Consider the following 13,876-nt stretch of genomic DNA (forward strand, 5'->3'; position numbering starts at 1 on the left):
AACCTGATGGAGGACTTCGGCCACCGGCTGTGGTTCTACCTCGGCGCACTCGCCTGGACGCCGAGAGTGCTTCGCCGCTACCGCAAGGAAACCGTGCGCCTGCTGACCGAGGTCAGCTTCGGCTCCGGCGCGCTGGCGATCATCGGCGGCACCCTCGGGGTGATGATCGGGATGACCCTGTTCACCGGGACGATCGTCGGCCTGCAGGGCTATTCGGCGCTGAACCAGCTGGGGACGGCGGCGCTCACCGGGTTCATCTCCGCGTACTTCAACACCCGCGAGGTCGCCCCGCTGGCCGCCGGGCTGGCGCTCTCGGCGACCGTCGGCTGCGGCTTCACCGCGCAGCTGGGCGCGATGCGCATCTCCGAGGAGGTCGACGCCCTGGAGGTCATGGGCATCCCCAGCGTGCCGTACCTGGTGACCACCCGGATCCTCGCCGGGCTCGCTGCGGTGATTCCACTGTACGTGGTCGGCCTGCTGTCGTCCTACCTGGCGTCGAGGACCATCACAGTCGTTGTGTACGGCCAGTCCGCGGGCACCTATGACCACTACTTCACGCTCTTCTTGCCCCCGGAGGACGTGCTGTGGTCCTTCCTCAAGGTCGTGGTCTTCAGTGTCCTGATCATCCTGGTGCACTGCTACTACGGCTACCACGCCTCAGGTGGGCCCGCCGGTGTCGGCGTCGCGGTCGGTCGCGCCGTGCGCACCGCGATCGTGACCCTCACCGTCACGGACTTCTTCCTCAGCCTGGCCATCTGGGGATCCACCACCACGGTCCGGATCGCCGGATGAGCAACCACCGCGGCCTCAGCGCCGCCCGCTACCGAGTGCTCGGCGTCCTGTTCGTCGCGGTCGTCGTCGCCCTCATCGGGCTGTCCGTGGCGGTCTACCGCAAGACTTTCACCCCGGCGATCCACGTGAACCTGGAAACCGACCGCGTCGGCAACCAACTGCGACCAGGGTCCGACGTCAAGGTGCGGGGAGTGGTGGTGGGCGAAGTCCGGTCCGTGCGGTCCACCGGCGACAAGGCCGTGCTCGACCTGGCGCTCGACCCCGACCGGGTGCACGCCATCCCCGACAACGTCGAGGCCCGGCTGCTGCCCAAGACGCTGTTCGGCGAACGCTATGTGTCGCTTCGGCTGTCCGAGCAGACCTCCTCTCGGAGCCTGGGCGATGGCGACGTCATCGGACAGGACCGCAGCAGTTCGGCCATCGAGATCGAGCGGGTGCTCAACGACCTCGTGCCCGTGCTGCAAGCCGTCCAGCCGCAGAAGCTGTCGACCACCCTGACCGCCATCGCCACGGCGCTGGAGGGTCGGGGGAGGAAACTGGGGGAGACCCTGGTGGCACTCGATGCCTACCTCGGTGAGTTCGAGCCTGCGCTGCCCGACCTGAAAGCCAACATCACGAGTCTGGCGGCGGTCGCCGACACCTACGCCGAAGCCGCCCCGGAGCTGCTCGACGCGCTGGCCGACCTGACCACCACGAGCCGGACGTTCGTCGAGCAGCGGGCAGGCCTGGACTCGCTGTACGGCAGCGTGACCACGTCCTCGGTCGACTTGCGACGGTTCATCGAGGCCAATCGCGCGAACATGATCGCCCTGGCCGCGGCGAGCAGGCCCACGCTCGAGGTGCTGGCGAAGTACGCGCCCGAGTACCCCTGCTTCATCAAGCAGTTCGCCGACGCCATCAAGGTCGGCAGTACCGCGCTGGGCAAGGGCACCGAGCACCCGAAGATCGCCAAGTTCACCGTCGAGGTCGCCGTGTCCAGAGGCAAGTACCTGCCGGGTGTCGACACCCCGCGCAATCTCGACACCCGCGGCCCCCGGTGCTACGACTCAGTGCCCGCGGGCAACTTCCCCCAGTACCCGGACGGCCCGGTCAAGGACGGCTCGACCAAACCGCCGCCACCACGCTCGGACGGTGGCCCGCAAGGCGTCACCGTCCCGCAATCGGCCGTACCCGACCAGATCGCCAACTCTCCCCAGGAGCGAGACCTGATCGCCGTGCTGCTCGCACCAGGTATGGAAGTCATGCCCGAGGACGTGCCGGATTGGGCCGCATTGCTTCTCGGACCGGCGTTCCGCGGCGCGGAGGTGACTGTCCGATGAGGAGTGTCACCGTCCCGCTGGTGAAGCTGGCCGTCTTCATCGGCGTCACCGTGACCCTGACCGCGGTGCTCGGCGTGACGATCGCCAACACGAGATTCGGGCCGTCGAGGGAGTACTCGGCGGATTTCGCCGATGTCACCGGGCTCAACGTCGGCGACGACATCCGGATGTCCGGGGTGCGGATCGGGCAGGTCAGCGGCATCGACGTGGTGGACCGGCGGGTGGCGCGGGTGCGCTTCGAGATCGACGCCGACCGGGCGCTGCCCGCGGGCGGCACCGCGTCGATCAAGTACCGGAACCTCATCGGGCAGCGGTACATCGCGCTCGGCCACGGTGTCGGGGGCGACCCGAACGCGGTGCTCGCGGTGGGCGGGACCATCCCACTCGACCGCACCAGGCCCGCGCTGAACCTCACCGCCCTGTTCAACGGGTTCAAACCGCTGTTCCAGGCGCTGTCCCCGGAAGACGTGAACAAGCTGTCCTACGAGATCATCCAGGTGATGCAGGGCGAGGGCGGCACGATCACCTCGCTGCTGGCGCACACCGAGTCGCTGACGACGGCGATCGCCGACAAGGACGCGGTCATCGGCAAGGTGATCGACAACCTGAACCTGGTGCTCGGCACCGTCAACGAACGCACCGACGAGGTGTCGCGGCTGATCACCCAGACGCAGGAGCTGGTGACCGGTCTCGCCGAGCAGCGCGAACCCATCGGCCAGGCGATCGAGGCGCTCGGCACCCTGACCGACGCCACGACCGGGCTGCTCACCGCGGCCCGCCCACCGCTCAAGGACAGCATCGCGGGCCTCGACGCGCTGGCGACGAACCTGGACCGCAACAGCGGCCTGGTCGAGCAGTTCGTCTCCGGCCTGCCCCACAAGCTGGAGACGATCACGAGAACCGCGTCCTACGGCAGCTGGTTCAACTTCTACCTGTGCAGGCTCAGCGGCAAGGTCACCGTGGCCGGCCTGAACCTCAGCGTGCCGATCACCCCGCTGCCCGCGACCGACATGCCCGAGAGGTGTGGACCGTGACCCGGATGCGCGACCGTGACCCCGCTGCGGCGGGGGTGGTCTCGATTGTCCTCATCGGACTTGTCGCCGCGGCAGCCCTGTTCTCCGAGGACCTGCCCCTCATCGGCGGCGGCACGGACTACCGTGCCGAGTTCACCGAGTCCGCGGGACTCAAGGACGGCAACGAGGTCCGGGTCGCGGGGGTCAAGGTCGGCCGGGTCGAGGACGTCTCGCTCGACGGTGACCACGTGCGCGTCGACTTCCGGGTCGACGACGTGTGGGTGGGCGACCGGTCGACGGCGTCGATCGAGATCAAGACGCTGCTGGGGGAGAAGTACCTCGCCCTCGACCCGCTCGGCGAGGCCGAGCAGAACCCGGATGAGGCCATCCCGCGCGCGCGGACCCGGGCGCCGTTCGACCTCAACACCGCGTTCAACCAGCTCGCCGAGACCGTGGACGAACTCGATGTCGACGCCCTGGCCAAGAGCATGGACACGATGTCGCAGGCGTTCGCCGACACCCCGCGGCACCTGCGGGGTGCGATGGACGGACTCTCCGCGCTGGCCAAGACGATCTCGTCGCGCGATCAGCAGCTGACCACCCTGCTGTCCAACACCAGGCAGGTCAGCGCCACCCTGGCCGAGCGGGACTCCGACATCGCCACCCTGATCGCCGACGGCAACCTGTTGCTCGCCGAACTCCAGGCGCGCAAGGACGTCATCCACAACCTCCTCGTCGGTGTCCGCGAACTCTCGACCCAGCTGAGCGGCCTGGTCGCCGACAACCGGGAGCACCTCAAGCCCGCGCTGACCAAACTGGACCGGATCGCGGGCATCCTGGCGCGCAACCAGGACAACCTCGCGCGCGGGGTCGCGGCGATGGCGCCGTTCGTGCGGGTCTTCAACAACACCGTCGGCAGTGGACGGTGGTTCGACAGCTACATGTGTGGTCTGGCACCGGCTTCAGTCGACGCGGGTCTGCTCGCGGTGAACCCGCACGGCTGCCTCCCGCCGAAGTCGGACACTACGACCCTGGGTGGCAGGTGATGACGGTGGCAAGCCGATTGGGCGCGCGGACGTTTCGGTACGCGGCAGTCTCCTGTGTGCTGGCGCTGGTGGTGGCGGCCGGTGTGTGGCCGGTGATCGCCGGATCGACCGGTGTGCGGCTGACGGCCTACTTCTCCCAGGCCGTCGGTGTCTACCCCGGGTCGGCGGTGCGCGTCCTCGGGATCGACGTCGGCACCATCGAGTCGGTGACACCCGAGGGCACCTTGGTCAAGGTCGAACTGGTCGTCGACGCCGACGTCCGCGTGCCCGAGCAGGTCCGTGCGATCGTGGTGGCGCCGAGCCTGGTCAGCGACCGCTATGTCCAACTCGCCCCCGTCTACACCGGCGGACCCGAGATCGCCGACGGTGCGAAGATCCCGCGGGAGCGGACGGCGACGCCGGTCGAGATCGACGACCTGTCCAAGACCCTCGACGAGCTCAACGTCGCGCTCGGTCCCGAGGGCGCGAACCGCGACGGTGCGCTGACCCGCTTGCTGGACACCTCCGCGGCGAACCTCGACGGAACCGGCAAGTCGCTCAACGAGACCCTGCGCGAACTCAACGCCGCCGCGGGCACGCTGGCGAACAGCAAGGGCGACCTGTTCGAGACCGTGGACAACCTCCAGCGGTTCACCAGCACCCTTGCCGCGAGCGACAGCCAGATCCACGAGTTCAACGGCAGGATGGCCGAGGTGACCGGCTTCCTCGCCGCCGACAGCGACGAGATCGGCGCCGCGCTCGGCTCGCTGGCCGACGCGCTGGAGGAGGTGCGGGCCTTCATCGAGGACAACCGCACGGCCTTGCAGTCCAATGTGGACAAACTGGCGGTGGTTACCAAGGTGCTCGTCGACCAGCGGGCCGCGCTGGCCGAGGTGCTCGACGTGTCCCCGGTCGCCGTGGCGAACCTGATCAACACCTACGACGCCGCGTCGGGAACCCAGCATTCCCGCAACAACCTCAACGAACTGACTTACCCGCCGGTGATGATGCTGTGCATGCTGATTCGGCAGTCCGCACCCGCCGAGATCCCGGCGGATGTGCGTGACGCCTGCCTTCAGCTGGCCCCCGTCATCGATGGCGCGGTCCCCCTGCCGTCGGTGGCCGAGGTCCTCGGGGGCGCGGCACAGGGCAAGCAGCCCGCGCTGCCGCTGCCCATGGTCGGTGTCGACGTGCCAGGACAAGGAGGCCGATGATGAACCGCTGGACCAGGGCTGCGGCCGTGGGTGCGGCGCTGACGCTCGTCGCCTCCTGCGGCGGCGAATTCCGTGGCGTCCACCAGGTTCCGCTGCCCGGCGGCGCGGACCTCGGGGAGCACCCGTATCGCGTCACGGCCCACTTCGCCGACGTGCTGGACCTCGTGCCGCAGGCGGGGGTGAAGGTCAGCGACGTCGCGGTGGGCCGGGTCGAGGACATCGCCCTCGCCGCCGACGGCCGCACGGCCGAGGTGACACTGCTGATCGCGGGCGAGGTCGTCCTGCCCGCCGACGCCTTCGCCGACCTGCGCCAGTCCAGCCTGCTCGGGGAGAAGTTCGTGCAGCTGCGCGCCCCGGCGGACTCGACCGGCGGCGCGGGACGCCTTTCGGCCGGCGGGGTGATTCCCGTGACCAGAACCAACCGAAACCCGGAGATCGAGGAGGCGCTCGGCGCGCTGTCGATGCTGCTCAACGGCGGCGGGATCGAGCAGGTGCGGACCATCGTCACCGAGTTCAACGCCGCGCTCGGCGGCAACGAGCCGCAGGTGCGGTCGCTGCTGGAGACCATGAACCGGATCGCGGGCGACCTCGACGGCCAGAAGGCGGACATCGCCAAGGCGATCGACGCGCTCGACCGGTTCGCCGCGGCGATTGCCGCCCGCCGCGGCGAGATCGCCACCGCCGTGCGGGACCTGCCCGCGGGCATGAAGGTCGTCACCGACCAGCGCGACCAACTGGTGACAATGCTCCGCGCGCTCGACGGGCTCTCCGAGGCCGCGGTCGACACGATCAACGCCTCACGCGAGGACTTCGTCGCCGACCTCAAGGCGCTGGCCCCGACGGTGACCAAGCTCGCCGAGGCGGGGGACAACTTCCCCAAGGCGCTGGAGGTGCTGGGGACGTTCCCGTTCGGCGACTACGCGCTCAACAACATCCACGGCGACTACTTCAACGCGGACATGACCTTCGACTTCGACCTGAGCGGCGTCCTCGACAACCTGAGTGCTTCACAACAGCCGGTCGCGCCCTCGCCCGGCACCGGCGCACCGGCGCCCCGTGCGCAGGCGCCGCAGCTGCCGTTGCCGTCGATCAGCACGGTGGGCACCGCCGCCGACGGATCCCCCTTGTCGCCCTTGCTGTCGATCATCGGCGGTGGCTGATGCTGACCCGCAAAACGAAGATCCAGTTCGTGCTGTTCCTGGTGATCGCCGTCGTCGGGGTGACCTACGCGGGTGCGCGGTACGCGGGCCTGGACCGGCTGTTCGGCTCGCGCGGCTATGTCGTCACGGTCCGGCTGGCCGACTCCGGCGGCATCTTCACCAACGCGGAAGTCGCCTACCGCGGCGTCACGATCGGCCGGGTCGGCGAGCTGCGCCTGAGCCGTGACGGGCTCGACGTCGACCTCGACATCGACCCGGCCGCCCCGCCGATCCCCGCCGACGTCACCGCCGTCGTGGCGAACCGTTCGGCGATCGGCGAGCAGTTCGTCGACCTGCGTCCCGACAGCGACGGCGGGCCACAGCTGGCCCAGGGATCGGTGATTCCGCGCGAGCGCACCCGCATCCCGCGCGCGCCCGAGGTGTTGCTGGAGAACCTGGACCGACTGGTCACCAGTGTGCCGATCGACTCGCTGCGGACCGTCGTCGACGAACTCGACCAGGCCTTCACCGGCGCGGGACCGCAACTGCAGGGGTTGCTGGACCACACGGCGTCGCTGACGGCGGCGTCCACCGAGCACCTTCCCCAGACCAAGGCGCTGCTCGCCGACGGACGCACCGTCCTGGCGACCCAGCAGCGCGACTCGGCGCAGATCTTGGCGCTCGCGCAGGGGTTCAACCAACTCGCCGCGCGCCTCAAGTCCTCCGACCCGGACCTGCGCAGGCTGATCACCGTCTCACCGCAGGTCGCCGACCTGGTCGACGGCATCCTGCGCGAGTCGGGCAGCGGCTTCGGCGTGGTGTTCGCCAACCTGCTCACCATCAGCGACATCACCACCAGCCGCAAGGCCGGCATCGAGCAGATCCTGGTGGCGTATCCGATCATCGGCGGCCAGATCAACACCCTGCTGCCCGGCGACGGGACGGCGCACATGGGCTTGGTGCTCAACACCGCCGACCCGGTGGTCTGCACGCGCGGCTACGAGGGCACTGTCCAGCGGGCCGGGTCGGACAACAGTCCCGCCGCGGTCAACAAGGACGCGTACTGCGCGGAGCCCCCGGGCAGCCCCATCAACGTCCGCGGTTCGAGCAACGCGCCGTTCCCCGGAATGCCGCCCGCACCCGCGCGGAGCCCACAACCCGACGCGGCGGGCGGACCAGGCTCGACGGCGGGCCTGCCCGGGATGCCCGGTCTCGCCGGACCGGCGGGAGCACCGACGATCACGCGCCTGTTCGGCCTGGCCACCTGATGAAGGAGGACGCGATGGTGACCGGCGACGGCTGGGCGCACCGTGCCGTGCTGCTGACGGCGGTCCTGGCCGTGGTGGCGGCGGCGTGGTGCGGGGTGTCCTGGTGGCGTGCGGCCCACGACGACGGGCGCGAACTCGGCGCGCTCCGCGACGAGGCCCGCGCGGCGGGCGCGCAGGCACTGGTGGATGTCAACACACTCGATCACCGCGAAGTCGAGGCCGCACTCGACCGCTGGCGGGACGCGGCGACCGGCGAACTGCGGGAACGGTTCGAGACCAACCGTGAGAGCGACGCCCGCGCGGCCACCGCGGCGAAGACCGCGACCACCGCGACCGTGGTCGACTCCGTCGTGACCAAAGTGGACGAACGCGCGGGCACCGCGGAACTCATGGCCGTGCTCGACCTTGCGCTGCGGACCGACAACGGCGAGCCACAGGCCAGACGCAGCCGCGTCATCGCCGAACTGACCCGCACCGCCGACGGCTGGAAGCTCAGTGCCGTCCAGGTTCTGGCGAAAGCGGGTTAGGCATGCTCCCGCGTGGTTCTGGCCGAGCCGCACCCGCGAGCCGGGTGGTGCAAGCGGTCGCCGCGGTCGCGCTGATCCTGGCGTCGTGGTTCGCGATCGAGGACATTCGGCTGCGTGAGAACGCGAATGCGGGCAACCGGGCCCTGGTCGACAGCGCAAGCACCGGCGAGGTCACCGCCCAGGTCTCGCAGGCCGTCCGGTCGGTCTTCAGCTATGACTACAACCGGCTGGAGCAGTCGCGTGCGGTGGCCCTGCAGGTGCTCTCCGGGCGCGCTGTCGAGCAGTACGAGCAGGTGATGGGTCGCGTGGCGGAGCAGGCGGCCACCTCGAAACTCGTGGTGTCCACGTCCGTCCGCTCGATCGGGCTGACCGACCTGCGGCCCGACTCGGCGCGAGCGTTGCTGTTCATCGACGCGCAGTCCATTCGGACCACGGACAATCACCGCACCTCGACCTCGGCGGGGCTGTTCGTCACGGCGCGGCGGGTGGATGGGCGCTGGAAGATCATCGACCTCACCCCGGCGTGACGGGCGCTCAGCCGAGTTCGGCTCGGCGGCGCCGCAGTTCGTCGATGGTCCCGTCGACCGTGTCCCGGTGCTCCTGGAGCCGCTCGAGAACCCGGTCGAGCTCGGCGCGAACGTCATCGGCGATGCCGCGCTCGATCTCCAGGTGATCGGGGTGGACCTCGTTGCGCTCGCCGAGCACCAGCGGCCGGTCCACGCGCGGCACCTGGGAGATCCTGTTGTTGATGAAGTCGTTCAGCCCGTCCATGCTGTCGTTGAGCCGCTCGGTCCAGGACAGGAGCCTGCGGGCTTCCTTCTCCGGATCCCGCTCGTTCCAGGACGCGTCGGCCATGGTCCGGGTCAGCGCCTCATCGGTGGCGCGGAAGTTCAGCAACAGCCCCGTGATGGCGCGCCGAACAGACTCCACATCGGACGGATCGGGTTCCTGCCGCCGCGAAGCGGGCCAGGACCGCTGTCCGCCGCGACGTTTGTAGTGCTGCTGCATCGCCTGCTTGGACCGTTCGCCGTAGAACGCGCCCAACTGCTCCCATGTCCACCCGCTGTCCATGACCGATTCGATCAGCACCCGTTCGGCCTGATCCACCGCTTCTCTGGCCCAGGGCATCATCCGCAGCGCACTCAAGGATTCAGTCACTCCGTCAACGTATCGGTTGACGCGGGGATCGTCAACCGATACGTTGACGTTGGCCGGGCGGGGGCTTACTCGGGTCGTTGCGGACCATAGCCGCGAGTTGAGTCCGGTTGTCGATGCCGAGTTTGGCGTACACGTGAGAGAGATGCGTTTTCACGGTCGCCCTGCTCATGAACAGGCGCACGCCGATCTCGGGGTTGGTGAGCCCGGCCGCCGCGTGTTCGACGACGTCCCGTTCGGTCGGGGTCAGGCTGGCCAGACCGCTGGGCGGCCGTGACCGGGCGCCTCGGGACCGGCGGGCGTAGGCGATCGCCTCGTCCAGGCTCATCGCGCGGCCACCGGGGTCGCCCTCGGGGAGTGGGCGGCGGCGCGGATAGCCGAGGTGCTCACGGGCCGAGTCGCAGGCTCCGATGATCCTGGCGGCCTCGACCGTCGCGCCGGACCGGTGGGCCACTGCGGCGATCGCCTCCAGACTGTCCACACACGACAGACGGAGGCCGTGGTCGGCCCGCAGCGTCAGCGCCTCGTGGTGCAGGTTCGCCGCCTCCCGCAGGTCGGTCTCGGCGGCGATTTCGGCGAGGACTGCCAAGGCGCCCGCGACAATCCGGGGCATTCCGAGTTCGCGGCTGAACGTCAACGCCGTCGTCGCGTGTGCGCGCGCCGCGTCCGCGTCGCCGATCTGGTGCTTGGCCTCGGCCAACGGGAGATGGCACAGCGGGGCCAGAGGCTGGTTGGAGTCCCCGAACACGGCCAGTTCCCGTTCGAACCAGGGCAGCGCGCGGTCTGGCTCGCCACTCCAGAGGTGCAGGTATCCGATGCAGTGGACGAAGTCGGGCACGAACGGTGGCGATTCGGTGCCCGCCACCAGCCGCAGCACCGGGTCCATGGCCCGCCACGCCTGGTCCATCCGGCCCGCGAGTCCTTCCACGTTGGCCAGCGCGGAGCATGCCGAGCCGAGCCGGATGTCATCGACGAGCGGCGTGGTGACGCTGATCGCCTCCTCGGCCAGTTCACGCGCCTTTGGCAGGTCGCCCGCGTAGGCGGCGCTGGTGGCCAGAAACGCCAGCGCCAGCGACGCGACACTGCGGTCGTTGCGCAGAACCAACCCGTCGGCGCCCAACCGCAGCAGCCGCATGGCCTGCTCGTGGTCGTCCCGCAGGTGACAGACGAGCCCTTTGAGCACGTAGGCGGCGTCGCGGGCGAACGGCGAGCCCGACATACGCGCGAGTTCGGCCGTCTCTTCGGCCAGGTCCCAGGTCGCCTGGGAGTCGTGGAACAGTGTGCGCGCACCGCACAGCGACGCCGCGAGGGATTCGGTTCGCCGGTCGCCGACCTCCGCGGCGATCGCCCGACCCGCGCCCGCGGCGTCGAAGTCCAGTTCGACTGGGGCGACCGTGTCGGCGACCAAGGCCAGGCCGGTCAACAGTCGTGCCTGAACCGCGTCGCGCCGGTCCACCCCGAGCGCGATGGCACGGCGCAGCAGGTCCATGCCTTCCCGTCCGCGGCGACCGTAGTGCCAGAGCCAGGCCAACTCGGCGGTCAGCGCGCGGGCGGGCCCGGGATCCTCGCGCGCCAAGCCCCAGGTGATCGCGGCTCGGTAGTTCTCGTAGTCGGCCGTGATCGCGGCCCGCCACGCGTCCATGTCGGTGTCCTGCAGGTGCCGGACCGATTCCGCGCGCGCCAGGTACACCGCCAGATGGCGGTCGCGGATGGCCGCCACGTCGTCGGCGTCGGCGAGCCGGGCGACCGCGTACTCCCGCACGGTCTCCAGCATCCGGTACCTGGTGACGCTGTCATGGGTGTCCGCGACCAGCAGCGACTTGTCGATCAACTTGCGCAGACCCACGACGACGGTCAGTTCGTCGAGGTGTGCGCAGGACGCGGCCACCGCGTCGGCGGTGAAGCCGCCGTGGAACACCCCGAGCCGGTCGAACAGGGCGCGGTCGGCGTCACCGAGCAGAGCGTGGCTCCAGTCCATCGACGCGGCGAGAGTCTGGTGTCGTTCCGCCACCCCGTGCGGCCCCCGGACCAGCAGCCGGAACCGGTCGTCCAACCCGCGCACGATGTCCTGGGGCGACAGGGCACCCGACCACGCCGCGGCCAGTTCGATCGCCAGCGGCATGCCCTCCAGCCGCACGCAGGCCGTTCGCACCGCGTCCGCGGCGTCCCCCTCCACCACGCCGATGCCCGCCCGCGTGCGGAACAGCGCCACCGAGTCCGCGGGGTTCAGCGGCGGGATCCGCCACACCGTTTCTCCGGGGACCCGCAGCGGCTCCCGGCTCGTGGTCAGCACGGTCACCTCCGGGCAGCGCCGCAGCAGCGCGCCGACGACATCGGCCGCGGACTCCACCACGTGTTCGCAGTTGTCGACACAGAGCAGGAACCGCCGGTCGCGGACCAGCGCGGTCAGCGCGTCGAGGTTGTTCGCCGCCGTACACAGGGTGCTCAGCGCCCGGGCGACGATCTCGAACACGGCGTCAGGATCAGCGGTCCTGGTCAGGTCGGCCCAATAGACCCCGTCGGGCCAGGTCGTGGCGGCCGCGGCGACGCGGGCGGCCAGCCGGGTCTTGCCGCTGCCGCCGGGGCCGGCGAGGGTTAGCAACCGAGCCGAGGTCAGCAGCTCGGTCACGGTCCGAGCCTCGGTCTCGCGACCGACGAAACTGGTCAGCTCCGCCGGCAGGTCACCATCCATCACAGCTGACCAGTCTGCCGGCAGGTCGGCCAGGGGGCAGTGTCGCCATCGGCCACCTGGCCGATGTTCCCACAGCCGTTCCGCCGCAGGATGTGACTCGTCTCGGCCTCACCTCGAGTGGCGGCCGTGCGGATCCCGGCGCCCCAGCATGGCGTGGACCGACTGGGGGTCGGTCCACGCCATGCCCGAGTGGTGTCCAGTGGCGGCAGGCGCACTCCAGCGAGCCCGGCGCCCGGGCGGGCAGCACCCTCAACCGATTTGTCGACCTCGGACACCGCATCGAGACCGTGCACGCCGACAACACCGGTTTCCGGGTGCGACTCGCCGACGGCGAACCCGAGCAGCGCCGAGGTCTGTCCACCACCCATCCCGGTCTCGGCTTCGTCGGGTCGGAATGGCAACGCAGATCTCCTCGGCCACCCTGCGAGGAGTGGGCCCCGACGCCCGCCAGGTCGTCCGACGCCTGCACCTGCACCAAGGCGCCTAGTAGCCGAGCAACGCCGACTGGTCGACCCCCCGCGCGGTGGCCGGCCCCGCGTCGCCGGGCCGGGTGACGATCATGATGCGCGCGGCCGCCTCCTCGCAGGTCCGCGCCGCCGCGGCGGCCGTCTCGCCGACCGCGATGACGTATCCCGGCCGGTCGTCGGACCACTCCGGCGGGTTCACCCGCCCACCCGCGGACACGGAGACCTGGACGGACTCGACCCCGGGCAGCGGCGGGTTCTCGGCCCCGCGCACCTCCACCACCTCGCCGGGTTCGGCGGACAGGAACCGGATCGCGGCACCCTGGATCGGCGTGGGCGACTCGGTGAGCGGCTCGACCAGGCCGAGCGCCCAGCCCACGGTCAGCGTCTCCATATCGATGCCGTACGCGGCCTCGACCAGCTCGTTGATCCGGTCGCCGCCGCGCCGGTTGTGCCCCTCGACCACCCGAGGCCCGGCCGGCGTCAGCTTGACCTCCACATGGGACGGTCCGTCGGCCAGTCCCACGGCGTCGAGGAAACGGTGCACCAGGTCCACCACCTGGTCGTGGACGACGGGATCGACAGCGGCGGGCACCTGGTGTCCCGCCTCGATGAAGTGTCCGCCGACCAGCTTGTCGGTGAGGGACAGCACGACGTGCTCGCCGCCGAAGCTGAAGCTCTCCACGCTGATCTCCGGCCCGACGAGGAATTCCTCCATCAGGAACCGGGTCGCGCCGCCCAGCCGTTCGTAGGCGCGCTCCACATCGCCCACACCCTCTACTTTGGACACACCGAAGCTGCCCGCGCCCGCGATGGGCTTGGCGATGAACGGATAGCCCGCGCTCTCACCGAAGGCGCGCAGGTCGTCGACGCCGGATCCGATGGCGGCCGCCACCGGGCTCACCCCGGCCTCGGCCAGCCTGCGCCGCATCGACCACTTGTCGGTCAGCAGCCGCACCGTGGCCGCCGACGGCCCGCGCAGGCCGAGCCGGTCGACCACCGCGGCCGCCGACAGCAGCGCGTCCTCGGCGATGGCGACGACGGCGTCGAACGGGCGGACTCGGTGCAGGTCGGCGACCAGGTCGACGAAGGTGTCCTGGTCGGTGTAGTCGCACAGCACAATCATGTCGCACACGTCGGCCACGTTCGGCTGATACAGGCACGCCCGCTGCGCGTACCAGACCTCCACGCCGAGCGCCTTCGCCTTGGCCGGCAGGGGCCGCTTCCAGCCCACGATCAGGACCCGCTTGCGTTGCATCAGCATTCCC

Annotated in this window: 12 protein-coding genes; 9 read left to right on the forward strand and 3 right to left on the reverse strand. The window is 70.1% G+C overall.

The window, feature by feature from the left end; all coding sequences use genetic code 11:
- Positions 1 to 6: 6 nt before the first annotated feature.
- The 9 genes from C8E96_RS21240 to C8E96_RS21280 are packed head-to-tail and all read left to right on the forward strand — an operon-like array spanning position 7 to position 8,824.
- Positions 7 to 792: an MlaE family ABC transporter permease gene (locus C8E96_RS21240; protein WP_407642681.1), complete on the forward strand. Its 786-nt coding sequence runs from the start codon at positions 7 to 9 to the stop codon at positions 790 to 792.
- Entirely contained in the window at positions 789 to 2,111 is a 1,323-nt protein-coding gene (locus tag C8E96_RS21245) for an MCE family protein (RefSeq protein WP_091375202.1), read from the forward strand. Before C8E96_RS21240 ends, C8E96_RS21245 begins: the two co-directional genes overlap by 4 nt.
- Complete coding sequence (locus tag C8E96_RS21250; RefSeq protein ID WP_091375205.1) at positions 2,108 to 3,145, forward strand: MCE family protein; 1,038 nt, start codon at positions 2,108 to 2,110, stop codon at positions 3,143 to 3,145. The genes C8E96_RS21245 and C8E96_RS21250 overlap by 4 nt, the downstream gene beginning before the upstream one ends.
- Entirely contained in the window at positions 3,142 to 4,170 is a 1,029-nt protein-coding gene (locus C8E96_RS21255) for an MCE family protein (RefSeq protein WP_407642645.1), read from the forward strand. Before C8E96_RS21250 ends, C8E96_RS21255 begins: the two co-directional genes overlap by 4 nt.
- Entirely contained in the window at positions 4,170 to 5,363 is a 1,194-nt protein-coding gene (locus C8E96_RS21260; protein WP_091375207.1) for an MCE family protein, read from the forward strand. Before C8E96_RS21255 ends, C8E96_RS21260 begins: the two co-directional genes overlap by 1 nt.
- The gene (locus C8E96_RS21265) at positions 5,363 to 6,523 is read left to right on the forward strand and encodes an MCE family protein (protein ID WP_091375210.1); all 1,161 of its coding nucleotides are present in this window, start codon (positions 5,363 to 5,365) and stop codon (positions 6,521 to 6,523) included. The genes C8E96_RS21260 and C8E96_RS21265 overlap by 1 nt, the downstream gene beginning before the upstream one ends.
- Positions 6,523 to 7,770 carry an MCE family protein gene (locus tag C8E96_RS21270; RefSeq protein ID WP_091375212.1) on the forward strand — a complete coding sequence of 416 codons (1,248 nt, stop codon included), beginning with the start codon at positions 6,523 to 6,525 and terminating at the stop codon, positions 7,768 to 7,770. Before C8E96_RS21265 ends, C8E96_RS21270 begins: the two co-directional genes overlap by 1 nt.
- A gap of 14 nt (positions 7,771 to 7,784) precedes the next feature.
- A complete protein-coding gene (locus C8E96_RS21275) occupies positions 7,785 to 8,297 on the forward strand; it encodes a hypothetical protein (protein WP_133794638.1) in 513 nt (170 codons plus the stop codon).
- 44 nt (positions 8,298 to 8,341) lie between these two features.
- Positions 8,342 to 8,824 carry a hypothetical protein gene (locus C8E96_RS21280; protein WP_091375217.1) on the forward strand — a complete coding sequence of 161 codons (483 nt, stop codon included), beginning with the start codon at positions 8,342 to 8,344 and terminating at the stop codon, positions 8,822 to 8,824.
- 7 nt (positions 8,825 to 8,831) lie between these two features.
- On the opposite strand, the gene C8E96_RS21285 is transcribed toward C8E96_RS21280, so the two are convergent.
- From C8E96_RS21285 to C8E96_RS21295, 3 genes are all read right to left on the reverse strand, one after another.
- Complete coding sequence (locus tag C8E96_RS21285) at positions 8,832 to 9,455, reverse strand: hypothetical protein (RefSeq protein WP_133794640.1); 624 nt, start codon at positions 9,453 to 9,455, stop codon at positions 8,832 to 8,834.
- 31 nt (positions 9,456 to 9,486) lie between these two features.
- The gene (locus C8E96_RS21290; protein ID WP_091375223.1) at positions 9,487 to 12,144 is read right to left on the reverse strand and encodes a helix-turn-helix transcriptional regulator; all 2,658 of its coding nucleotides are present in this window, start codon (positions 12,142 to 12,144) and stop codon (positions 9,487 to 9,489) included.
- 483 nt (positions 12,145 to 12,627) lie between these two features.
- Positions 12,628 to 13,872: an ATP-grasp domain-containing protein gene (locus C8E96_RS21295; RefSeq protein WP_091375226.1), complete on the reverse strand. Its 1,245-nt coding sequence runs from the start codon at positions 13,870 to 13,872 to the stop codon at positions 12,628 to 12,630.
- Positions 13,873 to 13,876: the final 4 nt, after the last annotated feature.

This window comes from Actinokineospora alba, from assembly GCF_004362515.1.
GTDB classification, from domain to species: Bacteria; Actinomycetota; Actinomycetes; order Mycobacteriales; family Pseudonocardiaceae; genus Actinokineospora; species Actinokineospora alba.